Origin of the sequence: Pseudoalteromonas sp. MSK9-3, assembly GCF_003590335.1 — a bacterium.
GTDB lineage: Bacteria > Pseudomonadota > Gammaproteobacteria > Enterobacterales > Alteromonadaceae > Pseudoalteromonas.
This window is the reverse complement of the sequence record NZ_MIET01000022.1, coordinates 101,758-127,721: the sequence shown is the minus strand read 5'-3', so window position 1 is coordinate 127,721 and position 25,964 is coordinate 101,758. Positions and strand designations below refer to the sequence as shown.

The following is a 25,964-nucleotide window of genomic DNA, read 5'->3' as shown; positions in this document are numbered from 1 at the left end:
TTATCGCAGTGTCTTTGTTAGTAAAAATCTGATCTTAAGTTGTGATTTATACACTTTTAGTTAGTAAAATCTTGATCTCGTGATATCTCATATAGGGCTACTAAGGGAATGGAAGGGGTTTTTATGGACAAATCATTGTTTTTGCCATGATTAGTTAGTAAAACAATGATCTGTTTAATCGAGGTTAGTAAAATAACGATCTGGCTTGTACCTAGTTAGTAAAAGTGTGATCTCATCCATCTAGCTTGGTAAAATACTGATCTATAGCGGTAAAATAGAGTGTCGCAGGACTTACATACCATCAAGTAAGTAAAATAGTGAACCGATACAGATCACTATTTTACTTACTAGGTTACCATTTTTATCAATCAGCCCACGCTAACTGCATATCCCACACATAACGATGCTCTGGCTTAAGGGGTTGTTGGCTATCATTTACATGCTCTAAAACATTGTGTGCTTTAACCAAAGTAGCATCTCGACCAAATAAGTAGCTTTGTTCTTTGACAATTGATAGATACGCCTTATTTAAAGCCAGTGCGCGCTCAGGAGATGGTGTAATAAGATCATAGAGTGTGGATGTGGCTTTGACTTTTTCAGTATTAAGTTGGCCATCCTCATTGAACCAGCGCATAAGCATTTCTTGATTTTGTCTAAATTCATCTCCACCGCCAACACGGGTCATATAGGTTAAAAACTCTCCGTCTGTTTCACCTTTATTTGGTACATCCGTCATTGATTTTAAATCGATATAACCCCACCCTTTTTTACCAGTCACTTTACGAGCAAATGAAAATGTTTGGTCGTATGTTGCGCCAACTGTTTTGTGACACCCATTACAAAAAGCCAGTTCTTGTTTATGCTGAGGCCTTAATTTTCCTTGCGTATCTTCTATATAGCCATTGATGGTCCAGCCAAAACTGTTATTGATACCCTGATCTCCGAGATAGAGTGTTTGAGGTAGATTTTCAAATGATTTTTCTTTCGCTTCTCGATAATATGATGTACCAAGTTCTTGTTTAGACTTGAAGTTATGCTTTTTCATATAGCGCACTTCTTTCATGCGTGGCGCGTTAAATATGGTGCCGTTACTGTCTACGCCTATGTAGCGAACGGTATGCAAAAACTCGGTGCCTTCTGGATACAGCTGATATGCCAACGGTGAGGTCGCATCGCCAACATAGTGGGGTTGTTTGGTTATATGATTAACGGTAGAGAGTTTGCCATCAGAATTTAAATCGCTGCCTACTCGTTGCTCATTGATTGGCGGTGTTGAGATTGTTTCTAATCCTTTTAAAGCAAGCTCTACAAGGCTGAGGTTGGCAAGATAAGCGTCTTGGTTATACACGCCTTTCACTTCCCTAAATGCACTTGGCAGCCTGATCATGACGTCTCCAGTTGAGCCATTCGTAGGCCAAAAGGTACTAGGGAATGGCTTATAGTTGAATGCGACCCAGCCGCTGCCATCTTTCGCAAAACCCTGGGAGTTAAATGCTTTTTCTGGGTATGCCAAGTTTTTAATGGGGGTGATCTCACCTTGCCATTGTGAGTTGGCTTGCTGTTTTTTGATAAACTCACTGTAATTATCTTGGTTTATCCAATCGAGTATTGTTTTATCTGAAATGCCTTTGATTAAGTCAGTTCGGTCAACAAACAGGTTTTTCCAGTGGTTTTTTACTCCCAGATCTGAAAATTCATAGTCACCCTGTAAATTACCGTCAGCCATTTGATTTGGCCTATTTAGATCTGTACGGTCAGTTTGGTGGCATGCATAACACGGATTATTTACACCGTTTGTTTTGGTATAGCACTGCGGTGGGATCACCGATTCTGCATTGTACGTTTCGTTATGTTCAATATAAGCCAGTGCAGGAATGTCATCGCCTACTTGGTATGGCGGGGCACTGGGTGGTGCTGTATGGGTGTTTGCGTTAAGTTCAGTACCGAGGATGATGTTTTGTTCTGAGCAGCCAAGTAACACGGTGATAGATACAGGCAATAGTAATACTAAGAGAAGCTGTTTCATTTTTATGACTTCTATTTTTGTTGCTAAAAAAAGCGGCAATGCGATGAGTGCCGCTCAGACTAATAAAATGTTAACGGTTACTTTGATTGGGGATCATACATCCACAAAGTATTGTTTTCTTGAAAACCATCTTCACCGATAAGGATACGTCCATCACGCATAACAATGACGTTATCTGGTTGAGACAGCTGGTTTACATCACAGCGCTCTGAGCCGGTTAAACTTGAACGGTATGTGCCACCCATAACGACAGGCTCAATACGTGTCAGGTTGTAGTTACTGTCTATGCTTGCGCGATAAACACCGCCACAGTCTTTTACACGAGCAGACAATTGCATATCGCCTTCACCATCTGTCATGGTGCTGTCTAAATCAGCAATGCCAATATACATATAGGCTTTTTCTACAATTTCACCCGCGATAACATCTTGGCCCGTAATTGCTTCTAGTACACGGTCATGGTTTATGCTGATCCCTTCTAGTTTACGCCATTCAGCTGTTGCGCCTTTTAAGCGAGCTGCTTGGCGAGACTCTAAGAATGCCACTCGATCATCCATAGGCTTACCCGCTGTAATGGGACCACCACCTTGTGCAACGGTTGGGTAGGTCGCTTTACCATCAACCCATGCTTGTACATCAGCGACAGATAGGTAGCTTGTTTGTCCCTCTACGTAATCTGCACTGGTAACGTCATCATATTGTGCGATCCAAGTTTCTATCTGGGCATTGGTATTGGATGCTAATTCAACCCATTCAATATCAAACCCGGTGACTGCTGGGTCATTAAGGCCGGCATCTTGTGTTAACTTAGCGCCATATAATGTACCTGAGCTAAGGTCTTCAGGTTGATCGGCAATGAATTTAAATAGCACACCGCCGGTGTCATCTTGCGAGGAGTAGACGGTGCGACGGTCAGGCATAACCACTGAGTTTTCGTGCTCATATCGACCAATAGTAAAGTGTTTAACAACATCTGGCGTATCTGTTGCTGGGTTTTGTACCTCAGCAATATACCCGTAGCGATAAGGGTTTGGGAACTCTGGCGCAAGGAATTGTCGAAAGTTCTCTAAACGAGAACTGACATCTGTGGGCTTATTCCAAGCAGGGTTTGTTGTGGTATCTACTTTTGAGTCAACGATCCACTCTTCAGAAGTGAGCGGTGTACCCCAAGGTGATACGGAGCCAAAGCAATTTGCAGCGGTACCTTTTACTGAGTCAAAATCAACCATCATGGCTTCTTCTACAGACCAAGTTCCATTAGTTGCTTTACTCATTTTTAAGCGACTCATGCCTCCTGGGTAGTCTTCCCAGTTAGTAAATAAGTAACCTGAGTTTTCACCCGCAGGAACAAAGCCATTAAAGTCAGGCATGTTATTTTTAATTATTTCTTGCTTTGAACTGATCCCGTATATTACCCCTAATCCGCCAGGTAGACCTTGTTCATTTAATTGCGCGAAGGTGTCGCCAGTTTGACCCAAAATCTGATATTGGCCTACCGCAGAGACTACGGTTTGTTGCTCTAGAGCTGAATCACTATGTGGTACCGCAGAGCTGACAATATTTCTAGGTAAGTTATTGAAGTTCACACCACTTAATACACCAACAGTTCCTGTGTGATAGGTTTTTTGGTTAAAACTATCAACTTCAGTGTTGGCATCATTGGGGTGTTGGATATTGAAAAATAGGTCACCTTGTCGTGTTAAATGTAACCCCGTTACCTCTGCTCCTGCTGGCACGGTTGCAATACGGATCAAACCAGAACCGCCGTTTACACCGCTCTTTCCTGTAGTACCATCGACACCATTTTGGCCATTAGCGCCGTTTTGGCCATCACTGCCGTTTGTGCCATTGATACCTGCATCGCCTTGTTCGCCAGCAGCACCAGTGGCACCATCGTCGCCATTACAGGCGGTTAAAGCAAGTGCGACGGCACTTGCTAGTAGAGAATATGCTACACGATTCATCAGTTACTCCAGATTGCTATCATTGTTGTTTTTAAAACAGACAACAGTGTTGCGTGGACCGGTTACAAGTACCTGACACTAATATTAAATTTTTCAGACAGTTATAAGACTGCCTTATTGGGGCTTGGTGTTCGGGGCCTTCACTGTCAAGGGGCTTTACAGTAAAGCGTTAAGGTGTCTTTGTGTCATTATGCGTCATGAATATGAGCGCATCGGTGTCAAATCCATAGCGCGTGGCTGTGCTAATAAAGTGGGTTAGACGTTGCTCAGAGACGCTAGGCGTCCTTGAAAGCAGCCATAAATAGTCTTTGTTGTAGCTAGTAATGTAGGCATATTGATAGTTTTCTTTATCCAGTTCAAAAATAACGTACGATCCATAAAAAGGGCCAAAGAAAGACACTTTTAAATGGCCGTTTGGTTTATCTCCGACAAACTTAGCTTTGCCAATGGCTTGTTTCCAGTTTTGTTCTTCATCGACATAACCTCTGTTTATTACTTCTACATAGCCATCAGGTTTCAATGCATAGTTTGCGGTTACCCTGCTCATGCCCCGTTCAAACCGATGGTCTAACCGTGCAATCTCGTACCACTTTCCTTGATATTTTTCGATGTCGAGCTCGGTAACCGGTTTTATTCCTTCTGCTATGCCTGTGCATCCAGTGAAAAATAAAACACATACAAACGTCATAATTTTATGCATGGTGTTATGCCTACAGTCAAAATGTTTAATTAATTTAAATTATAGAGCGTTACGATTACAATGGTCGCCAAGATCATTATTTTACCTACCAATTCTACCAGAGGTTTTACTATGCAAATTTGGGTTGATGCAGATGCTTGTCCTACGCCAATAAAAGAAATTATTTTTCGTGCAGCACAGCGCACGCAAACACAAACAACACTTGTGGCAAATCACGCAATGCGAGTACCTGCAACTCAATTTGTGACGTTACTACGGGTTAATCAAGGGTTTGATATTGCAGACAATGAAATCGTAAAGCGGGTACAACCAGGCGACATCGTGATCACCTCAGACATTCCCCTAGCTGCTGAAGTGGTTGAGCTCAAGGTACATGCGATTAACCCCCGAGGCGAAGAATATACGGAGCATAATATTAAATCGATTCTCAATATGCGTGATTTCATGGATACAATGCGCAGTAGCGGTGTGGAAATGAGCGGAGGCCCAGCAAAGCTGTCAGCAACGGATAAACAAGCGTTTGGTAATGCGCTAGACCGTATTTTACAACGTGCTAAATCATGAAAATACTAACTCAGGGTTTTGGCGCTGACACGGGGCTAATTGCTGTTTATATTGAGCGCCCTCCCCCCATGTCCGAATATCATAATTTAAATGAAATACAGGCACTTATTGGTGGTGAAATTAACGCGATTAATATGGCATCTGGAAATGGGTGGCGTAAAGTGTTCAATGTTTATGCTAAGTTTATTGCGCAGCTAAATCATAGAGATCATAATTTTACTAAGTATGATACATGGCAAAAATATCGTGATAATTGTTTATTACAGCAGCATAGTCAGGAAGCTTTGTTGTTTAGCCCTCCTAAAATTGGTGAGAAACTCTACAAATATCACATTATTGCAGGGCGAACGTATGCCAAAAAGTTATTGCGAGATCAGATTTTTACTAACACACTAGAGTGGCTAGATGACGAGTTTGCAGTAGACAGAACCTTAAACTTAGTGGTGTGTCCGTACTTTGACTACCGACAGCTAAGTAATATTAAAATTAGCAAATTATGTGGCATTTTAGATAGCCTTGACTAATCTCTCACTAACAAGGTTGGTATAAGAGTTAGGTAAAGGATGAAGGTTTTAGTCGTCGATGATATGCCACTGATGCGGCATGTTCTAATCAATATGTTACGCAAGTTGAAATACACAGACATCACAGAAGCGACTGATGGCATGCAGGCTGTCTCTTATTTGAAAAAACAAAAGTTTGATCTGTTAGTGACGGATTTGAACATGCCAAAAATGGACGGCACCATGTTGATTGATAAAGTAAAACACGAGCTTGCTTGTCATAAAATGGCTATTTTGGTGGTGACGTGTGAAGACAACCGTCGTACGTTGCTAAAGCTGATCTCCGCCAGAGTTGATGGGATCATAGTGAAGCCGTTCTGCTTAAATACTTTAGAAAAACAGCTTCAGTGTATTGCTACAAAGCGTGGCAAACAACCCCTGAAAAGCCAAGTGCTTTGAAATAGTGATGTGGGTTTGAAAATCCTGATGTTTCAAGTAACTCAGCCAAGCGTATGCGATTAAGTGGGTAAAACTCATGGCTTAAGTTATGACGCATACGCTGCTCTCCTATTTCCGTTAGCCCTAATGTACGACACATTGCCAGTTGAGCTTCACGTTCAAACTTGGTTTCAGGCACAACTAAATCAGCTATAAAAACCGCCCCTGATGACACCATGTTGCGTCGGATTGAGTGTAGTAATGTGTCTTTATCCCCGTTGTCGGGTAAAAAATGCATCACCAGTAAACACAGTGCAGCATCAACGGGTGTATCTAATGTGGTGAGTTCACCATAATGAAACGTAACACGAGATAGCAGACCATGGTCGGTAAATTGTGTCTTTGCAATATCGAGCATATCAGCAGAGATATCTTGAGCAATAAAGTGCCAACTTTCATTTATACTGGCAAGTTCTATGATATCTCGACCGGTTCCCGCACCAACGACTAAAATAACAGAGTCATCAGGGAGCAAAGTGAGTAACTGTGCGCCAGTGAGCTGGTGTAATAGCTCATACCCAGGTACTAACTTTGTAATTTTTGCATCATAATTTACAGCTTCATCACCTTGAAAGTGCGGCATACATTATCCTTTTACCGTAAGACTTGAATAGCCACCGGGTTGCTTTTTAACCTGTATTTGCGTCGCTACGCGTTCGGTCATTTCACTTACGTGTGAAATCACCCCTACTTTGCGCCCTTGTGCTTGCAGAGAGTCTAGCGCATCTAGCGCGACACTCAATGTTTCTGGGTCTAAAGTACCAAAGCCTTCGTCAATAAAGAGTGAACCAATGTGTACTTTATTCGAAGATAAAGAAGCAAGTCCCAATGCCAAGGCCAGAGACACTAAAAATGACTCGCCACCAGATAAGGTATTCACAGAACGTTGCTCGTCAGCCATATCTTTATCAATAATGGCAATATCAAGTGAGTGGCCAATCACCGTTAACTTGTATCGTTTTGATAGGCTCTGAAGATGCTGATTTGCATATTGTAATAATATTTTTAAGGTCTGCGTTTGGGCAATGTTACGTAACTTTTTCCCTGTGGCGTCGCCTAGGAGTTTATCGAGTAAATGCCAGTGTTCGTAATCTGCCTGCAGAGCGGACAGCTGGGTTTGTTTTTCTTGTAATTGCGCCACATTCTTTTCGTGCTGGGTCAGCAAAGTATTACATTCAAGCCACAGCGTTTGAGTCGCTTGCTGTTGTTGATTTAGTTTATCAAGGCTTGCGTTAAGCTCAGTGACAGACTTATCAGTCATAGCATGTGCTTGATGCTGAGTATATTCAGCTTGCAGGTGCACCAAAGTCGCTTGTATTTGATCATGCTGTGTTGTTAGTTGCTTGTGCTGTGCATGCAGTGCCAAAAAGTGCGTTTGGTCTTGGCATAAAATTGAATCGATTAACTCAGCGTCTAACTGCGGGAAGACCGGCTGTTGCTGTGACAGCCACTGTGCAAAGCGCTGTTCTACGGTTTGAGTTTGCTGGTCGATTTGGCTCAGTTGCTGCTGCAAATTGGCTTGTTTCAAGGTTTTTTCTTGCAGAGCATGGGCAAGCGTTGCAAGCGTACTGTTTACTTCAACTACTTGTTGCTGCGCATTATCTACCGCCAATTGCAAAGCCTGTTGCCACTGTTCAGGGGTTTGCTCAAGGGGCAGCAATAATGCGCGTGCTTGATCAAGTTGCAGTGCACTGGCAGCTAAGGTATCAACGCGATGCTGTGCATTTCCACATTGCAGCGTTTGCTCTGCATGCTGCGCTAAAATAACATCTAATGCATTGCGCGCATTTTGTTGCGATGTGGCTAGGAGGTTTAGAGAGTGCTCAACATGTTGTAGCTGTTCAATTCGAGCCGTGAGAGATAACCGCGCTTGGTGATTTTGCTCTGAAAAAAGTGACCACCAATTCTCATCATTAAAAAGTTGCTGGGCTTGTCGCTCAATGTCGCAGATATCTTGGTTTAACTGTGTTAACTGGTGGTCACAGTGTTGTGTTGTGTGCTGGTGTTGTTGTAAAGCTTGTTCGGTATTTTTCAGCTCAGTTTGGACTGCTTGCAATGCGGTTTGCGCCTGTTGAAACTGTTGCCACGCATCCTGTTGTTGGGCTGATAGCGCACTATACTGTGTAAGCTGCGCTTGCAATGATGTTATCTGGCTATGGCACTGCTCATCAGATAAAGTAGCAACTTCGCCCAATTCATTTAACTGTGTGGTTAATTGCTGCGATTTGAGCCCTAGTTGCGCTTGCTGCTGCAACGTGACTTGTAGTTGGACATTAACGGCTTCGAGTGTGCTCAGGTGCTCAGTATAACGCGTTTGAGCTTGTTGCAATGCTTGCTCTGCTTGCGCTTTTTGCACTTTAAAGTCATCGAGCAAATTTTGCCAATGTTCATCGATATGCTCTACGCCGTAGGGATGCTCTGTTGCGCCACAGACGACACACTCTTTGCCTGGCTGAAGCGCACTGCGTAAGGCACTAATATTTTCACTGGCTCTCAGTTGTACTTGGTTATAATTATCCTGAGTGAGTGCAACACGCTGTTTTGCTAACTCGGTTTGTTGCTCAGTATCTTTTAGTTGTAGCGTTAAACTGTGCTGCTGGTGGCGAGTTTTATCTAATTCTACCTGTAATAGAGTTAACTCAGTATCGACATTACGCAGTGATTCTTTGCACGCTAACCCGCTCTGCAACGCAAAACGGCGCTGTTGAATGGCTTCATAGTCAAGCTGAGCAATCTCTTGTTTTAGGGCGTTTAATTGTGTCTCAATCTGTAAACTGTGTTGCTGTTGTTTGTCGACTTGCAGTGTGAGCGGTGCACACCGCTCAGCGAGCTGAGTGACTTGTTGAGTCGCTGCTTGGCGTTCATTGCTGAGCGTAGTTCGCTGAGTCGCTAATTGTTCTAACTTTAATAGCAATGCACTAAGGTGCTGCCAATGTGGTAATGCAGCAACACCCTGAGGATCGCTATTTAATGTGTCACGCAATTGTGTGGCTTTGGCATTATCGTCTGACAAATTTTTCTGCAGGGCTTGCTGCTCTGCTGCTGTTTTATCGAGCGTACATTGTATTGTCTCAACCTCGCGCTGTGCATTGTCTAATTGGGCTTTGTTTGCGGTGCGGTTTGTATCAAGTGTTCTCACTTGAATAATACTTGGCTGTTGTTGTTCAAAGGTTGCTTTAGTTTGTGATTCTATAGCAATGAAGTCGCGGTGCTGGACTTCTTTTTTTCTGATCTCTTCAGTGAGATCCACCTTATTAAGCTGCGCGTGCTCTAAAGTACATTCTTTGTGTTGTACTATGAGCTGCTTGGCTTGAGCCCTATTATCTGAGATTTGCGCTACAACGGTTGCCAATTGTGCTAACTCAAATTCTGCTGATTGTGTTGAAAGCTGCTCTGCAACATGATTTAACTGCGTGGTATGATCTTGTACTTTGCTTTGTATAGCTTGGCCAGTTTGCAGCCAGTTTTTTTGTTGTTCTATGTGCTTTTGCTGTTGCTTATACTCTTCTAATGCTGCGTGATGTTGCCTATTTTGTATCGTAATGTCATCAAGCTCTTCATCACTTAACAAAGAATAGGCTTCTAAGCTCAAACGCAATTGCTCTAATTCGACTTTTTTATTTTTATGTAGCTCGAATATTGTCTGTCCGATGCGGCTAAATTTATCAGTCCCCGTTAAGCACTCTAACAGTTGCGCCCTTTCATCACTGCTGGCTTTTAAAAAGGCTGAAAACTCATGCTGAGCAAGCAGTACAGCACGTGTGAATTGCTCAAAGTTTAAGCCAATGAGCTGCTCAGTGCACTTTACCGCAGCTGATTTTTGGGCAATGAGTGTCTCATCAGCTAAGGCGTATATTTCGTGTTCGGCTACTTTAAGCCGACCATCTACTTTGTTGCGTGCGCGTGCGACCTTCCAGCACGCTTTGTAGCGTTGATTGTCTTGTCCGATAAATAGCACTTCGGCGCTGCCTTGTGCGCATCCTCGGCGTAATAAATTACGAGGGTCATTCAGCTTTATTTCGTCACCATTAAAGGCAACTGTATTCTTTAAATCGTTTTTAAGGCGAGCGGTCTTTGCATATAACGCTAAGCAAATAGCATCGAGCAAGGTGCTTTTTCCTGCGCCAGTATCGCCAGTAATAGCAAATAAACCACTTTGTTGCAGTGGTGTTTGCTCAAAATCAATTGTTGCCTGGGTGATGGATGCGAGATTAGTCAGCGTGACGCTAATGAGCTTCATGATTGGTCTACCTCATCCAATGTAGTGAGTACGTGAGCTAAGCACTGTTGTATTGCGTCGGGCACTTGCTCAGCGCTCCCCATATGGTGTTTAAATGCCAAATCGAGTAACTGAGCGGGATCGAGCTGCTCCACACGGCCCAAATCGTCAAATTGTGCTTGTTGATCATGATCAGCATTGGTTCGCACACGTTCAATACCGCAAAAAAGCACATGTTTGCCAGCTAACGCCTCATCTATTTTTGCGCGAAACTGACTGTCTGTTTCTGTGGCGTTTAGCCGCAAGCGTACATAAAGAGGGGGGGTATCTTGCTCGCTCGGTAGTTGGCTTATTAACTTGCACAGTTCATCAAGGGTTGCACTGCCTTTTTCGGGTAATAAGCACACATCTTGATAGCGTGGTACCAGTAACGGTGTTACAGACGTGCAGGTTTGGGCATTAAATTGCGCTATGAGTACCTGATGTTGATAGTGCCGTTCTGAAAACGACATGGGCATTGGCGTGCCGCAATATCGTATGAATTCGCTTTTTGCGACGCGTTGTGATTTGTGTAAATGACCCAGTGCGACGTAATCTGCATGGTCTGAAAATATAGAGGCGTTGATAGAGTCAAACCCACCTATCGCGATATTGCGCTCTGAATCACTGGAGATATCCCCGCCTTTGGCATGCAGGTGTCCCATAACCAATAAAGGGCCTTGCTTAATCGACAGCGCATGGGAAATGCTCTCGTGATAGGCTGTACCAACCCCTTGCTGATAAGCATCTGGAAGTTGGTTATCAAGTGTTAAATCGCCAGCGCGTAAAAAGGGCATTGCGACAACTGTTAAAGGCCCTTGCTCGCTTGTAATGGATAACACAACATCCTCAGGTGCATGTTTGTTATATCTGCCAACAACGTGGGTATCAAACGCTTGCAATAGGGGTTTGGCTGTTTCGATGCGATTTGCTGAGTCATGATTACCGGCGATGATCACGACTTGCAAAGCTGGGCGACTCGCTTTGGCGTGTTTAATGAAGGTGTATAGTTGCTGCTCTGCGTAGGCTGGAGGGGTTGCAGTATGATATATATCCCCTGCAATCACCAATACATCAATTACTTGCTCAGCAAGCGTATTGCAAAGCCAAGAGAGAAAAGCGTTATGCTCTTGTGTCCGATTATGTTCATAAAATTGCTGACCAAGGTGCCAGTCGGAGGTGTGCAGTACTTTCATTAAGCGTCCCTATACTCATCGAGACGCTAATATAGCATTGCAAAGCAGATTTGTTTAACGGGTTATCTGTAACGAAGCAAAAATAATGATTGGTAAAACAAGCAATAACAATAAAGTAGGTGTTTTAAAAAACCTATTTTGTTTTGCCTGTTGCCTTTTTAATGCAGACTTTTCATTACAAGCAGCGATTTTATCTACATAAAAGTAGCCTTCATCTAAATATTGCTTGCAGCTTTGCTCATCTGCAGGGATGGCAACTAATTTTTCTTGTTTTTTTAGGATATAAAAATCCATACTGCTCACCACTTGTCTATGACTAAACGGGTATAAATTACAGAGCAAAACTAACGCCAACTTTTCAGGCCTCATTTTCTCTGAAATAAAAAAGAGCGCGATTTTAAAGATAAATTGGTCCAAATATCAATACTTTTTTTGCCCTTTCTTTATTTATTTCAAAAATGGGCATAATAACTTTCAAAAATATCACAATGGCACGCCTTTGAATGCTTGAATTAGCCCAGTAAAGTCGAGTTTTTAAACGTTTTCACTTGTACTTTAGTCTAAAGTAATTAATCACAGCTGAATAGCGTGTTATTTTCCATGTTTCTGTTATTGTTACATTATCTCATTAACTGTAATAAAATTAGACTATTTGCTGAGCGTTTTATTTGCTAGATTAGCTAAATTGGTCATCAATGAGCATGTCTTCAATGCTGGGCATGAACGGCTATTTATACGTCTATTTTGATGTTTTAACAGGCATATTTAAGGAAGCTATTTTGATAACCCCGCGGCAGCACAATTCAGTAAATATAAAACCTGCAATAAAGCGAGGCCGTTGCACAGTGCTCATTGGGGCTTTTTTACTGTGGTTGCCACTCAGTGGTCATGCTCACCAATTAAAAGCGGCACTCAGCACAGTCGTTTTGAATGAGACCAGTAGCGAGTTAGAATTGACACATCGTTACTATTTACATGATGTGGAACACGCCGTGGCACATTTATTTGGCGACGAGGCCGATATATTCTCCGATCGGACTGCGCAAAATAAGTTTGCAGAGTATGTCCACGCGCATATTCGGTTAAAGCAGCCTAATGGTCAGTTATTAACGTTACGCAATGCTGGGGCGCGTATTCATAAGCCGTTTTTCTTTGTTTATCAGCAGTCAACCTTACCTGATGATATCGCCCGGTTAAGTATGCAAAATACAGTGCTACGAGATGTATGGTGTGCGCAAGTTAATATGGTGAATTTTAAAGTGCACAATACGACGCGTTCATTACATTTTGATGGTAATGACGATTGGTTGTCGGTTAACCTTGAGCCCTAACTCGGCGGCTAATTGAATTCTGCCCTGCCATTGTTATAAATTCGAGTAAAAATGCCAGGTTACGGCCCAAAAAACAGGCCTAAAAGATCAACTGCCCCTAGTCAAATCGAACGAATATGTGGTGAGAAAATTTCATTGTTAGGTGATCTTTGCAAGCTAGGATATCGTAAACTAAGGTTATATCCACACACGCTTTTTGGGCAGGGAAACCATGGGACATGTAACGGCAATGCAACGAGATATTAAAGCAGTGATCCAACCACAAATAAAGGGCGTTATTTTCGACCTAGACGGCACGCTGGTTAGCTCGTCACTCGATTTTTCAATTATTAAAGCGCAAATTGGATGTCCGCATGACCAAGACCTATTAACATACATAGAGAACTTGCCGTCACCCTACATGCGCGAAGAAGCCATGCATATCGTACATCAGCATGAGCTAATGGACGCGCAGCATTCACAGGTACTGCCCGGTGTTCAAGAAAGCTTAGAGCAGCTTGATAAACTGGGTATTCCCATGGCCATTGTGACGCGAAATTATGGAAAAGCGGCAGAGCTTAAATTGAAACAATGCGCGATATCAATTTCACATTTGATCACGCGAGATGATGCTCCTGCAAAGCCAGATCCAACCGCTTTGCTAGATATTGCGAAGCAATGGGGCTTTAATGCAGAGCACTGTATTTATGTGGGCGACTACCTATACGACATTCAAGCAGCGCATAATGCGAGTATGCGAGCCTGTTTTTATGCCCCAGATGATGTACCAACCTATGCCACCGAAGCACAATACATTTTACGGCATTTTAATGAGTTACCAGAGCTCATTTTAGCCCATCGTTAATTTTATCGTCGGACAAAGTTACATCCGCTCTAGCTCATTTGACTCAGTCTTGTTAAAATCTTGGCAATTTAATTTATAAAACGAGAATTAAGATGGGCAGAGCATTTGAAGTCCGCAAGAACGCCATGGCAAAAACGGCGGCGGCAAAAACCAAAGTAAACTCAAAATACGGTAAAGAAATTTACGTTGTCGCGAAAAATGGTGGCTCTGATCCAGACACAAACCAGTCTTTACGTCGTTTAATAGAAAAAGCGAAAAAAGATCAAGTTCCAGCACATGTTATTGATAAAGCGTTAGAAAAAGCAGCTGGTGGTGCGGGTGAAGACTATTCACCAGCACGTTACGAAGGCTATGGCCCTGGCAACTGTATGGTCATTGTGGATTGTTTAACTGACAACCCTAATCGTACGATAAAAGACGTGCGTTTACCGTTTACAAAAACAGATTCAAAGATCGGCAGCCCAGGTTGTGTCGCGCATATGTTTGACCATTTTTCTATACTTGGTTTTGCTGGTGACGACGATGAAGCGGTTTTAGAAGCGCTTATGATGGCAGATGTTGATGTAACTGACGTGGAAGTTGAAGACGGAAAAGTTTCAGTGTTTGCACCTCATACAGAATATTTCAAAGCGAAAACAGCCCTTACAGACGCATTCCCTGACATCAACTTTGAAGTAGACGAGATCACTTTTGTTCCGCAGACTCAAGTTGAAATAACGAATGAAGATGATATCGCAAATTTCGAAAAGTTCATGGGTATGCTTGAAGATTGTGACGACGTACAAAACGTTTATCACAATGCGATTGTAAATGCATAATTGCAGTTAGTTAGATACGAAAAACCGAGCTGAATTAGCCCGGTTTTTTTATGGCTTGAGGATTATTTAATAGAATGTACAACAACGTGCGTTAGGTCTTTTTCTGGCTATTTAGCGCGCTCTTACTGTTATTGTAGCAATTGAGTGTAAAGGGGCTTTACGCCATTGAACTTGAAGAAGCGGCTTTATTTAATAAACCTCTGATCTCTTTGACTAGCGAGATACTGGCCTCATTATCACCGTGCACACATAAAGTATCTGCCATTAAAGACAGCTCATTGCCTGAGCTAGTTTGTACACTGTGCTGATTAATAAGTTGCGTTACTTGTGCCAGTAGAGCAGGAGTATCATGAACTGCATTGGCTTCACTGCGAGGGCTTAACAGTCCCTCATCGGTATACAATCGGTCTGCAAATGCTTCAAATAACAAAGCAACACCATATTTCTCTGCGAGTTTTCGATGTTCATTTTGTTTAGCGGTTGCGAGCATCATTAATTTTAGATCGCTTGGGTAAGTAGACACAGCCTCTAAAACCACATTTAAAATCGCGTTATCACGCATCATATCGTTGTAAAGCGCGCCATGGGGCTTTACATAATTGAGTGTTAACTGTTGTACTTTTGCCATGCCCTCAAGGGCTGCAATTTGGTAGTGTAAGCAGTTGATAAGCTCTAATGGCTGCATTTGCATTGAACGTCGTCCAAAGCCTTGTTTATCGGGGTAACTAGGATGCGCGCCAATCATGACATTATGTTTTTTTGCTAATTGCAGCGTTGCTGCGATGACATCTGGGTCTCCTCCGTGAAAACCACAGGCAATATTGGCACAATCAATTTCGGCCATCGCTTTATGGTCAAGCCCCATCGTCCACGCACCAAAGCTTTCACCTAAGTCACAATTTAACAGCATGCTCTTACCTTATTTTATTGCTAAGCTCACATCTTGCTGATCGGTTACCAACAAGTGTTCAGGGCTGTTAATAATACACAATTTTGGGGCGATTTTGGTAATAGCGAGTTGGGCGGACATGTTAGATGTCCAAAATACCGGTACTTTTTTGTCGGTGACTTCTATGGGTTCACCAAATGCGGGTTTAGCTAAATCAAAAATTCCAATATCGGAAGGCGTACCAAAGTGTACGGGAATACCATGAGGTGAGCGATTAATAGCCCCTACTTGTACTGCTTTTACAATTTCATCAGGCCTAAATGCGCGCATACTGACGACATTAAACCCTGAAAAAATGCCTGCCGACTGACAAGGTAACGTTGAAATATATAAGGGCAAGCCATGTAGAGGGTTGATTGAAGTGTGTTTTAATCCTGCACAATCGAGTGCATAGTCGTAGCTCAGGTAACTGGCTAAGGCAAATGTGACCAAATCAGATTGCCAGATAGGCGAAATATCATGTACATCCTCTATCAATTGACCTTGTTTGAACACGCGATAACGGGGGATGTCAGTACGAATGTCGATGTCTTTACCTAGGGTATCTAGGGTATAAGCACCGGGTGCTGGGCTGTAGGCCATCAGCGAACATGCATCTGAGTTTAAATGACAGAACTGCAAAAAATCATAGGCGTATTCTTTTGGTAAAATAATAATATTGCACTGTGTAAAACCAGGCACAAAGCCAATAGTGGGGCCAGAATAGTCACCTTCTCGGATCATTTTTCGTATCGCATGTGGTGCGGTTAATGATGCCGATGGATCCATAATTAAGGCCCCCAAAAGTGTTATTTAGGCAGTGGCACCGTGACAGGTAATTTACCGTGTGCAACGTCAAGGCCTAATATGACCCGAGCAAGCGCAGTAAATGCAGGGCCAGCTACCTGATTTTTATTGTCGATATCAATATTATAGGCATAGCTTGCCAAAATTGCGTCACTGAGTGGTGCATAGTCTGTAATTTCATAGGGAGCACGTAAGCTAATGAACAGTACAGGCTTTTGTAATTGTTTGGCATACTCAAGCTGTGCGCGAAGTGCTTTTGGTTGCTCGTGGCGAGATAAGCTGTGTGCTGACACCTCTGCGATGTCATCCATTCCGCCAATCTCTACGGCACTTTGCTGCGGGCTCGCATGCGCGGCAATTACTACATCGGCTTGCTTAATGATATTTTTACTCACTGAACTATCAAATCCCTGCAAACTGCTACACGTAATTGCAAAGGCATTATCGCTTAAGTTTTGCAGTGCTTGTTCTAAGGCAACACATTTACGTGTGTCGGGCATAATAAGGTGAATATGCTTGAGTGGCAGAGGCTTATTAGCTGGTTTGATGGGGAGTAATTGGTTATTTTTTACTTGCGTGATGGCAGCGAGTGCTAAATCAGCTTCTAGCTTACGATGACTCGGGTTACCAAGCGTTGCATGAGCAATATTGACAGATAACGTTGAAGGCTGGCTTAGAAAGCGCTGCTTTAACGCTGCAATGCGCTGTGCTGACTCTGCTAACTCATTTTTATCTAATGTATTTGCGTTCACTGCATTTACGAGTCTAGTGAACAGCTTATCAAGCTTTTTTATATCATCAGGTGTTCTGATCGCAATCGGCATCAGCGCAATATCAACGCCAGCTTTAAATGTTTCAACCACAGCTGTTTCAGGGTCAAAAAAATCGCTTATGCCCGCCATATCAAGCGCGTCTGTGACCACCACACCTTGGTAGTTCAGCTCTGTACGAAGCAAATCATGCATGATCGCCCGAGACATCGTTGCCGGTTTGAGCATTTTTTCTCCTTGTTTGTTTTCAAGCACAGAGTCATCAAGCGCGGGGTATTGAATGTGTGCCGTCATGATCATGCCAGGGGCATGCTTATCAATAATATATTTAAATGGCGCTAAATCATTTTGCCAAATCGTTTTTTTATCATGATCAACCCGAGGTAAACCTGTATGGCTATCAACATGGGTGTCGCCATGCCCTGGAAAGTGTTTTAGCGCAGAAATAACCTGTTCATTTTCAAATGCGACCACTTGCGCAGCCCCCAGTTTTGCGACTTCATCCGGGTTTTCCGAAAAAGAGCGCACGTTAATAACGGGGTTGGCGGCATTCATATTTACATCAACCGTGGGTGCAAAGTTGACGTTAATTCCCAAACTATTAAGTTCTTTACCAATTACCTTAGCGACTTGTGTCGCATAATAGGTACCCTGTTTTGGATAAGTTGCACCAATACTCATGTTGCCAGTAAATGACGTGGCAACTTCTCTATTTATTCTAGCAACCCGCCCTCCTTCTTGATCAATGGCGATAAACAAAGGTTGCGTAGCGGCATTTTGTAAAGCAGTGTTTAATGTGACAATTTGAGCGGTATCTTGTACATTTTCGGCAAATAAAATAACGCCGCCAATATGATATTTGGTGATCGCGTTCGCCAGTTCTTGAGGCAATTGGGTCATTGGGTTGCGACAGGCTTTACTGTTACCAGAGTCACAGTAGTAGCGAAAGTCGAGCATAAGCTTTTGGCCTAGCTGCTGGGTGACGGATGTGTTTGCGACTGCAAGGTGGTTAAATGCCATAGCGAATACGATACCTAAAGGGTTTAAAATTTTTGTGAGTGCCATACTAAACTTATCAAAGACATCAGATGATTAGGCGCTAATTTAGCATTGATAAGCCACTGTATATAGCAAAATTGATTACATGGTTATTGAACCCTTACTGTGATTAATAGGTGATGAATGATCCGTGTTACGACATACTGCTTTGTAAAGGTAGTTCAATGGTTAAAATGCAGCCTGTTCTTGAGGGGTTATTTTCCAAAGATAGCCGGCCTTGATGGGCTTCAATGATTTGTCGGCACAATACTAACCCAATCCCCGACCCTTGTGCTTTTGTACTGTAAAAAGGCACGAATAGGTTTTCAGCATTATTGACTCCCAACCCATTGTCAGTAAGGGTGATATGTATTTTCTTCGGGGTCTGATAACAGTGAATATCTATGTGTGTTTGTGTCTCTGTTGGTGTGGCTTCACAGGCATTTTTAAATACATTGATCAGCACTTGTTCAAACTGAATCACATCAATGTTTAGGGTGATATTGCAGCTTGGTGAGATATCACTGCGTATATCTGGAAACAAAGTAGTACACTTTTTCAGTAATGATGACAAAACACAAGGCGCTAAAGTAGGGTCTGGTAGTTTAGCAATTTGTTGATACCCTTCAATAAAAGTACCTAGCCCAGATGCCCGTTTTTCTATTAATTGTAGGCTACTAATAAGCTGGTTTTGTTGTGGGTATGGTGGCTGTTTGCCAATGACTTTGCATAACGTTTGACTGATTGAGCTGATGGGAGATAAAGAATTATTGATCTCATGGCTTATTACACGGATAAGGTGTTGCCATGCATGCTGTTGTTCGGTGCGAAGTATCGTGTGTACATTACTAATAAGTAATAGCTTGTTAGTCTGGCCACTGTCTTTGTACTGCTCGACCTGTAAGCTAAATTTGGTAAGTTGATCATGGACTTTAAGTTCAATTACTTCACGCGCTCCACACTTAAGTGATTTTGCAATATGCAGTGACTTTGGAAGCGATGCTTGTGCATGAGAAATACTCTGGCCAAATAGGTGTTCAGCAGCTGGGTTATAGAGGGTAATACAATGGTGCTTATCCAGTGCCAAAATAGCAATATCAATGTGTTCTAATATGGTTTGTACCAACAGCTGACTTTCTACAGATTGCCAACGTTGTTTGCTGAGGCGCTCAGCAAGTTGATTGATTGTATTAGTAAGAGGTGATACACCATGATCGTTGGGAAAGCGCCGAGCACGCAAGCTATAATCACCACAAATGAGTGCTTCCAGTAAGTTTGCTTGGCTTTTCGATTGATAGGTTAAGCGTTGTTTTATTTGTTGTGTTGTCCAGAGCACCAGCAAACTGCTTAATACACCGATAAGTAATATGAGCCACTGTGATATATCAGACACTAGCAGCGATATAATAAGTAAGCCCATGAGTATCAGGTTTGAAATCAGTGACAGGCGTGCAATATTACTTTCTATGCTGCGTTGTTTTGGCATGCTGCGCTCCCTTTAATCGTTGTTTGCTTTAGAGAGCCGTCTGTAAAACGTGCTTCTGCTTAACCCCAATGATGTGGCCGCGGCAACCGCATCACCATCAAAATAAGCGAGTCGGGTTTTTAAAATTTCATGTTCTAATTCTTCCAGTGGACGCAACGTGTCGTCACTATTTTGTATAGGCGTTATAGTTAGACTGTGTGTGGGTAAGTTCAAATCAGCTACTGTTACCGTCGGCTGCTGACCTAAAATATGTGCTCGCTCCATAACATGACTCAGCTCCCGCACATTACCTGGCCAACCATACTCTAACAGTGCTTGTTTGGCCTTGTTATCTAGTTCAACCGCAGGCCCTTTATATTTTTCGATGGCTTTGTGTAAAAACTTCCTAGCCAGTGGAATAATATCGAGTTGGCGTTCGCGTAAAGGGGGTATACAAACCTCTATGGTATTGATGCGATAGAGTAAATCTTGCCTAAAGGCCCCATCAGATACAGCCTGTTTCAAATCAGCATTGGTAGCGCATATGAGCCTTATATCGGCATGTTGGGTTTTGCTAGCCCCGACTTTTTCAAATTGCCTTTCTTCTAATACACGCAGTAGTTTTCCTTGCTGAGAAAGCGGCGTATTAGCGACTTCGTCTAAAAATAAGCTGCTTTTTTCAGCCAGTTCAAAGCGCCCTATCCGATGGTTTTTGGCATCGGTGAATGCCCCTTTAACATGGCCGAACATTTCACTTTCAAACAGATTGTCGGCAACTGCGCCCATATTAACACTTATCATCGGCAGTGTTTTTCTGCTTGATTGCGCATGTAAATATCGCGCAAACATACTTTTACCAGTGCCATTTTCTCCTGTGATTAATACATCTATGTCACTGAGAGCGACTCGGTTGAGTGTATTGAGTACATGTTGTATGGCGGGTGAATCAGACACCATCAAATCATTATCATCTATTTGTTGATTTAATAGCGCATTGCATTCGCGAAGTTTACGCGCGTTTAATGTGGTATTTGCTAGGGTGAGTTGATTCGTTATGATGCTTAATAGTCGTTCATTTTCCCATGGCTTTTTAATAAAATCATTGGCGCCATTTTGCATCGCTTGTACTGCAATCTCAACGCTACCCCAGCCAGTCATTACCAGTACAGGTAAGTGTTCATAAAGTTGTTTAATGCTTTTCAGTAACGATAAACCTTCAGCCCCTGAAGTGGTATCAAGTGAAAAGTTAAGGTCGATTATGACGAGATCAAATTCACATTGCCTAAGTTGTATGAGTGTGTCTGCTGGGGTAAGCACCGTCGTTGCAACATGACCTGCTTCAAGTAGCATCAGGCTGAGCGCATGAAGTATGCCCTCATCGTCATCTGCTATTAAAATTGATGCGCTCATAACTGACCTAACTTTAATAAAATCATAATAATATCATTGTATGCGAAATTGATATCCACCACACGAATAAATCAAACCTATTGTGAAAAATGGCCACTTAGTACGTCAAAAAAGCGGCCAATTGGTTGGTTCTATACTGTGTACTTGTGATTACTGATAGTGAAGTGCATGAGAGGGCTCCATGTCCAGCGCGCGTTTTGTCGGTATGTACGTGGCGATAAGCACGACTCCTGCAAGCCCCACAGTGAGTATGCCGGCTATGCTTAATAACTCCAACTGACTAACATTCAATGTCGTAGACATTGCAAATCCTAACGCAATGCCAATACCAAGACCGGGTATGAGTCCCCACAAGAGCTGCTTGGTACTTGAGTACATAAACTCACGCATAATATGATGCTCATTGGCTCCTAGAGCACGCTTTACCCCCATTTCTTGCAAACGCTGGGCAATGGTATTACTCATTACGCCATAAATTCCGCATCCAGCAAGGACAAACGATGCCAAGCCAAATAAACCCAGTATGTTGCTGACGAACGCAAGTGGTGCCATATGTCGAGCCAGGGCTGCGTTGTATAGTTCAACATGATAGATGGCAAGCTGTGGGTCGATGGTGTGTACGGCTTGGCGCAAAGTATTGGCAGTTGGTGTTATTTTGCCATTGATACGCGTTGCTATGACCATTGAGTCTCTTGGTGTTTGGCTATAGGGTTGAAATATCGATGGCATACTTGCTTCAATGCGGTTAGGTCGTGTCTGTATGGTGTGTTCAACCACTCCAACAATCGTTGCCCATTGTAAGGTGTTGGTGCTGTCATTGATCACCCGAACACGCTTGCCAATAGGTTGCTCAGTATTCATCAATTGCGTTACAAATGATTGCGTGACAATCACGGTGTGTATGTTCGGCTGGTCGTCAGCATGATTAAAATATCTGCCTGCTATTAACCCTATTTCTAAGTGTTTAAGAGATCCCGCACTGACCGCAATATGGTTTACCCGCGGATAACTCGCTTTACCCTGTTGGATATATTCTTTGCCTTCAACGGCGATACTCGGTCTATGGCTTATCATACCGGGCAAGGCTGATGCGATGATCAATTGTTTAAATTGGGGCGCACTGGCTAAACTGGCTTTAAGGGTGTTAACGAACGCCACTTTACGCTCAGCCGTATCATATTGGTTATCAGGCAACTGCACCCTACTGACCATGACATTGTCTATATTGGCACCATAATTGGCTTCTGTTGCCTTTTTACTTGCAATGATGATCACGGCAGCGACGAGTAAAATAGTGATAGATAAAAATATTTCGCCTATGACCAGCAGTTTGTTGAGTCTACCGGCATTTTTACCTAGCGCACCACGTGTGCCATCGCGTAGTACGGCATTAAAGTCGCCATTAACACTTTTTAAGGCAGGGAGTAATCCGGTGATCAAAATGGTGGCAAGTAAAAAAGCGAAAAACAACTTTAAAGTGTAAGCATCGATGCCAAACTGCCACCAAAATGGCGGGCGATCAGTATAAAATTGGTTGGTAATAACTTGTGTTACTTCAAGGCCCCAGCCAATCATGCATAGACCGATAAAACCACCGACAGAGCAAATGATAATACTCTCCCAAAGCAGCTGGCTAATTAACCGCCCTTTTGGCGCGCCCAGTGCGACACGAATTGCGGTTTCATGGCTGCGTTCTACCGCGCGTGACAAGAGTAAGTTACCTACATTCACCGAGGCCAATATTAAGATTAAAACTGCCGCAATATGCATGGTGTAAGCAACTGCCATACCACCATCAGCACTGATCATATTTGGCGTGAGCGCATAAGCCCCGATGCCATTGTTAGCAGTGGGGTAACGCGCTTCTAGTCGCTGCATGATAAGTTTTAATTGTTGATCAAGTTCTGTTATAGATGTGTCTTCATCTCTTAGTAGTAACCCCCTTACTTGGGCGTTTGCTTCGCGTGATACTTGCTCTACATTGTCGCGTAGTGGCCGCCATAAATTAGCGTTGTACGGAAAGAAATAGCCTTTAGGCATAACACCGATGATTTGATGTGGTTCATTATCAATGCGCAGAGACTGATTTAAAATAGTCGCTTGGCCGGCAAACATATTTTGCCAAAGTTCATAGCCTATCACCACCACGCGAGGTGCTCCAACTTTGTCTTCAGCTTCGCTAAAGGTACGGCCAAGAATCGGCTGGGTCTGCGTGAAAGAGAAAATATTTGCTCGGCTGTCGGTGGCCTCTACCCTGCGAGTTCCATCTTGCTGAGATACGGTGACTGTTTGGTTTCTATAAGCGCTTAATGTACTAACCCCCGTTAAGTTCTGCTTAATTTCGTGATAATCATGAAGGTTCAACGTCCCTTGGATCCGACTGCCGTTTTGTGAAGTGAATACTTGTATAAACCGCTCCCCGCCTTCAAACGGCATGGGTTTAAATAGCATGACATTCATGAAAGAAAATAAATAAACACTGAGACCAATGCCACTTGCCATCACGAGTATGGCCAGTGCACTAAAACCGGGCTTTTTAGCTAAGCCCCGTAGCGTGTATTTTATATCACTGTAAATATGCATGTTATATCCCTCAGGCGCTGACTGCGGCATTATTTAACGTCGTTGGCTGATCTAGTACGATGCGCCCATCAAGTACTTCAATGTTACGCTGAGCACGTTGGGCTGAACGAGGGTCGTGTGTGACCATACAAATGGTAGCCCCATCGCGATGAAGCTCATCAAGTAGCTGTAAAACATCATGGGCATTTTTGGAGTCAAGGTTACCGGTAGGTTCATCTGCTAGGATCAGCTTTGGGTCGCCAGCAATGGCTCTTGCAATGGCCACACGCTGCTGTTGGCCACCCGACAGCTGAGAGGGGTAATGGCTCACTCGGTGCAGCATATTGACTTTTTTTAGGGCATTAGTGACCTTGTCTTTACGTTGTGATTTGTTTAAGTCAGTACGATACGTCAAAGGTAACTCTACGTTTTCTTCAACGGTTAAATCACTAATTAAATTAAATGATTGAAAAATAAATCCGATTTCTCTATTTCGGATCCGAGCTCGCTCGGTTTTATTGATATTACTTACCAAGTGATCTGCTAAGTGATAGTGGCCATCTGTAGCGGTATCAAGCAAACCGAGCACCGATAACAAAGTTGATTTTCCTGATCCTGAGGGACCTGATATCGCTATATATTCTTGTTTTGCGACTTCTAATGAAATTTTGTTTAACGCGTGAGTTTCTAAATCATCAGCGAAAAATACTTTACTCATGTTGTCGAGTTTTATTATTAAATCAGACATAAGGGTTCCTAATTAATGCTAAATGTTGGGTAGCTATCGAAGCGGCTTGGATCAGAGGTAATGATGGTGTCGCCCTCTTCCAATCCATTGATTATTTGTATATGACTTGTAGAACCCTGCCCTACTTCTACCTTGACTCTGCGGGCAAGTCCACCGTCAGGATCCAATTTATAAAAGCTGGTGGCCGTTTGGCTTTGTGAAAATAGCGGTCGAGAGACAAACAGGGTGTTTTCTAGTTTGGCGACTTGAATATCTGCTTCAACACTCAAGTCAGGTCTGGCGTCTGTGGGGAGAGGTTCGCTAAACGCGATATCTACTTGCACATTACCTTGTGTCACAGCGGGGTTAATGCGAGACACACTGCCCATGAACTGACTGTTTTGCGTATTAATGCGCACAGTTTGGCCAATTTTAACTTGTTGGATTTGAATTTCTGGAACCTGTATTTCACCAATTAACGCTTTGTGATCCGCTAATTTAACAAGGTTACTGCCAGTGGTAACGTGTTGGCCAACCTCAATAGGCACTGTTAAAATAATGCTATCCATGCTGGCTTTTATCTGTAAGTCATCGACTTGTGATTGTATTTGTGCGACTTGGTTCTTAATTTGATTGAGCCTTGCAAAGCGAGCTTGTTGATTGGCTTGATGGGTTTTTTCTGTTTCTGAGAGTAATTCTTTAGATGCTAAATAACCTTGTTCAGCTTGATCTAACGTGATCTTAGCGCGTTGAAAGTCGAGCTTAGAGACAGCACCCGTTGCGATCAACTCCTGATGTGCTTGGTACTCATTTTGAGCACCTTGTAAGGCGAGCTTGTCACGCAATATTGTTGACTTGAGCTGTTTGATACGAGAGCTATCGCTGACCTTTTCGGCCATCAGTTGTGCTTCAATGGCTGAGAGGTCCCACTGAGCTTCTGTAAGGCTTTGCTTGAGACGAGGGTTGCTAAGCAAAACAATTAACTCACCCTGTTTCACATGATTGCCCGCTTTTAGGTATTGCTGGGCTACTTTTGCATCGCCGCCTGCGGATAGCCACTCCACTTTATCTGGTGCCAAAATGCCATTCCCGCGCACTGATACAGTAAAGTTGCCCTTTTGCACTTTACTCATGACGAGTTCAGAGGCTGAAAGCGTCACTTCTGAGCGCCCATACTGCCATACCTGTTTGATTGCCACAGCAACGCCGAGTAACACAATGAGCGCAATAACATAGTAGGGCAGTTTGCTTGCTCGTTGTGTGTTTACTTTTATATCCATGTGATATTTATCTTAGTTTTGCGAGTTATGCCACTCAGATTGCAGCATACATGCCAATCTTTAAGTTGTTGAAAATAATGTTGTTTAATGTTTTTATTTCCAATCAGTCTCAATTTTGGGACTGTCATTGAGATTATTCTTATTAATGAGACTTGTCTGCCGTCAGTATAATTGGTTGCTAAATGGGGACTGAGCATGCCGCGTTTTGTAATCTCGTGTAATCGATATTTATTCGTATTTGACTACACTCGTTACCTAGTTGCCCTACTTGGCAT

Annotated in this window: 21 protein-coding genes; 6 read left to right on the top strand and 15 right to left on the bottom strand. The window is 43.0% G+C overall.

The genetic code is table 11. The annotated features are described in order from the left end of the window. Positions 1–364 precede the first annotated feature (364 nt). The 3 genes from BGP78_RS07730 to BGP78_RS07720 form a co-directional block, all read right to left on the bottom strand. A complete protein-coding gene (locus BGP78_RS07730; protein ID WP_119860857.1) occupies positions 365–2,026 on the bottom strand; it encodes a hypothetical protein in 1,662 nt (553 codons plus the stop codon). A 77-nt stretch (positions 2,027–2,103) separates the two neighbouring features. Next, a complete protein-coding gene (locus BGP78_RS07725; protein WP_119860856.1) occupies positions 2,104–3,990 on the bottom strand; it encodes an alkaline phosphatase PhoX in 1,887 nt (628 codons plus the stop codon). Positions 3,991–4,159: 169 nt separating this feature from the next. After that, the gene (locus tag BGP78_RS07720) at positions 4,160–4,690 is read right to left on the bottom strand and encodes a lipocalin family protein (protein ID WP_119860855.1); all 531 of its coding nucleotides are present in this window, start codon (positions 4,688–4,690) and stop codon (positions 4,160–4,162) included. Between the two features lie 111 nt (positions 4,691–4,801). On the opposite strand from BGP78_RS07720, the gene BGP78_RS07715 reads away from it, so the two are divergent. From BGP78_RS07715 to BGP78_RS07705, 3 genes are read left to right on the top strand one after another with little or no spacing between them, the layout of a single operon-like run. Further along, a complete protein-coding gene (locus BGP78_RS07715; protein ID WP_119860893.1) occupies positions 4,802–5,254 on the top strand; it encodes a YaiI/YqxD family protein in 453 nt (150 codons plus the stop codon). Continuing rightward, the gene (locus BGP78_RS07710) at positions 5,251–5,778 is read left to right on the top strand and encodes a DUF6942 family protein (protein ID WP_119860854.1); all 528 of its coding nucleotides are present in this window, start codon (positions 5,251–5,253) and stop codon (positions 5,776–5,778) included. The genes BGP78_RS07715 and BGP78_RS07710 overlap by 4 nt, the downstream gene beginning before the upstream one ends. A gap of 39 nt (positions 5,779–5,817) precedes the next feature. After that, positions 5,818–6,216: a response regulator gene (locus BGP78_RS07705; protein WP_119860853.1), complete on the top strand. Its 399-nt coding sequence runs from the start codon at positions 5,818–5,820 to the stop codon at positions 6,214–6,216. Here the strand turns inward: BGP78_RS07705 and BGP78_RS07700 are convergent. The 4 genes from BGP78_RS07700 to BGP78_RS07685 are packed head-to-tail and all read right to left on the bottom strand — an operon-like array spanning position 6,173 to position 12,003. Next, positions 6,173–6,838, bottom strand: a complete 666-nt coding sequence (locus BGP78_RS07700; RefSeq protein ID WP_119860852.1) for a class I SAM-dependent methyltransferase — start codon at positions 6,836–6,838, stop codon at positions 6,173–6,175. The two genes, BGP78_RS07705 and BGP78_RS07700, sit on opposite strands and share 44 nt — an antisense overlap. Positions 6,839–6,841: 3 nt before the next feature. Next, positions 6,842–10,495: an AAA family ATPase gene (locus BGP78_RS07695; protein WP_119860851.1), complete on the bottom strand. Its 3,654-nt coding sequence runs from the start codon at positions 10,493–10,495 to the stop codon at positions 6,842–6,844. Further along, positions 10,492–11,709, bottom strand: a complete 1,218-nt coding sequence (locus BGP78_RS07690; RefSeq protein ID WP_119860850.1) for an exonuclease SbcCD subunit D C-terminal domain-containing protein — start codon at positions 11,707–11,709, stop codon at positions 10,492–10,494. Before BGP78_RS07690 ends, BGP78_RS07695 begins: the two co-directional genes overlap by 4 nt. Positions 11,710–11,763: 54 nt before the next feature. Beyond that, positions 11,764–12,003, bottom strand: coding sequence for a hypothetical protein (locus BGP78_RS07685; protein ID WP_119860892.1), 240 nt, complete (start codon positions 12,001–12,003; stop codon positions 11,764–11,766). 401 nt (positions 12,004–12,404) lie between these two features. Between BGP78_RS07685 and BGP78_RS07680 the strand changes: the two genes are divergently transcribed. The 3 genes from BGP78_RS07680 (at position 12,405) to BGP78_RS07670 (ending at position 14,702) form a co-directional block, all read left to right on the top strand. Continuing rightward, positions 12,405–13,040: a DUF6702 family protein gene (locus tag BGP78_RS07680; RefSeq protein WP_259386233.1), complete on the top strand. Its 636-nt coding sequence runs from the start codon at positions 12,405–12,407 to the stop codon at positions 13,038–13,040. Positions 13,041–13,251: 211 nt separating this feature from the next. After that, entirely contained in the window at positions 13,252–13,884 is a 633-nt protein-coding gene (locus BGP78_RS07675; protein WP_404936038.1) for an HAD family hydrolase, read from the top strand. A gap of 92 nt (positions 13,885–13,976) precedes the next feature. Further along, positions 13,977–14,702, top strand: coding sequence for a YebC/PmpR family DNA-binding transcriptional regulator (locus BGP78_RS07670; RefSeq protein ID WP_119860849.1), 726 nt, complete (start codon positions 13,977–13,979; stop codon positions 14,700–14,702). A 157-nt stretch (positions 14,703–14,859) separates the two neighbouring features. Here the strand turns inward: BGP78_RS07670 and BGP78_RS07665 are convergent, their stop codons facing one another. The 8 genes from BGP78_RS07665 to BGP78_RS07630 all read right to left on the bottom strand — a co-directional run bounded on the left by BGP78_RS07665 (position 14,860) and on the right by BGP78_RS07630 (position 25,689). After that, positions 14,860–15,612, bottom strand: a complete 753-nt coding sequence (locus BGP78_RS07665; RefSeq protein ID WP_119860848.1) for a 5-oxoprolinase subunit PxpA — start codon at positions 15,610–15,612, stop codon at positions 14,860–14,862. Positions 15,613–15,621: 9 nt separating this feature from the next. Beyond that, entirely contained in the window at positions 15,622–16,419 is a 798-nt protein-coding gene (locus tag BGP78_RS07660; RefSeq protein WP_119860847.1) for a D-glutamate cyclase family protein, read from the bottom strand. Positions 16,420–16,439: 20 nt separating this feature from the next. Further along, positions 16,440–18,227 carry a glycoside hydrolase family 3 protein gene (locus BGP78_RS07655; RefSeq protein WP_119860889.1) on the bottom strand — a complete coding sequence of 596 codons (1,788 nt, stop codon included), beginning with the start codon at positions 18,225–18,227 and terminating at the stop codon, positions 16,440–16,442. A gap of 172 nt (positions 18,228–18,399) precedes the next feature. Continuing rightward, positions 18,400–19,731, bottom strand: coding sequence for a PAS domain-containing sensor histidine kinase (locus tag BGP78_RS07650; RefSeq protein ID WP_119860846.1), 1,332 nt, complete (start codon positions 19,729–19,731; stop codon positions 18,400–18,402). Positions 19,732–19,743: 12 nt separating this feature from the next. Beyond that, positions 19,744–21,120: a sigma-54 dependent transcriptional regulator gene (locus BGP78_RS07645; protein WP_119860845.1), complete on the bottom strand. Its 1,377-nt coding sequence runs from the start codon at positions 21,118–21,120 to the stop codon at positions 19,744–19,746. Positions 21,121–21,270: 150 nt separating this feature from the next. Further along, entirely contained in the window at positions 21,271–23,703 is a 2,433-nt protein-coding gene (locus BGP78_RS07640) for an ABC transporter permease (RefSeq protein WP_119860844.1), read from the bottom strand. Positions 23,704–23,713: 10 nt separating this feature from the next. Then, positions 23,714–24,430: an ABC transporter ATP-binding protein gene (locus BGP78_RS07635; RefSeq protein ID WP_119860843.1), complete on the bottom strand. Its 717-nt coding sequence runs from the start codon at positions 24,428–24,430 to the stop codon at positions 23,714–23,716. A gap of 8 nt (positions 24,431–24,438) precedes the next feature. Continuing rightward, entirely contained in the window at positions 24,439–25,689 is a 1,251-nt protein-coding gene (locus BGP78_RS07630) for an efflux RND transporter periplasmic adaptor subunit (protein WP_119860842.1), read from the bottom strand. Positions 25,690–25,964: the final 275 nt, after the last annotated feature.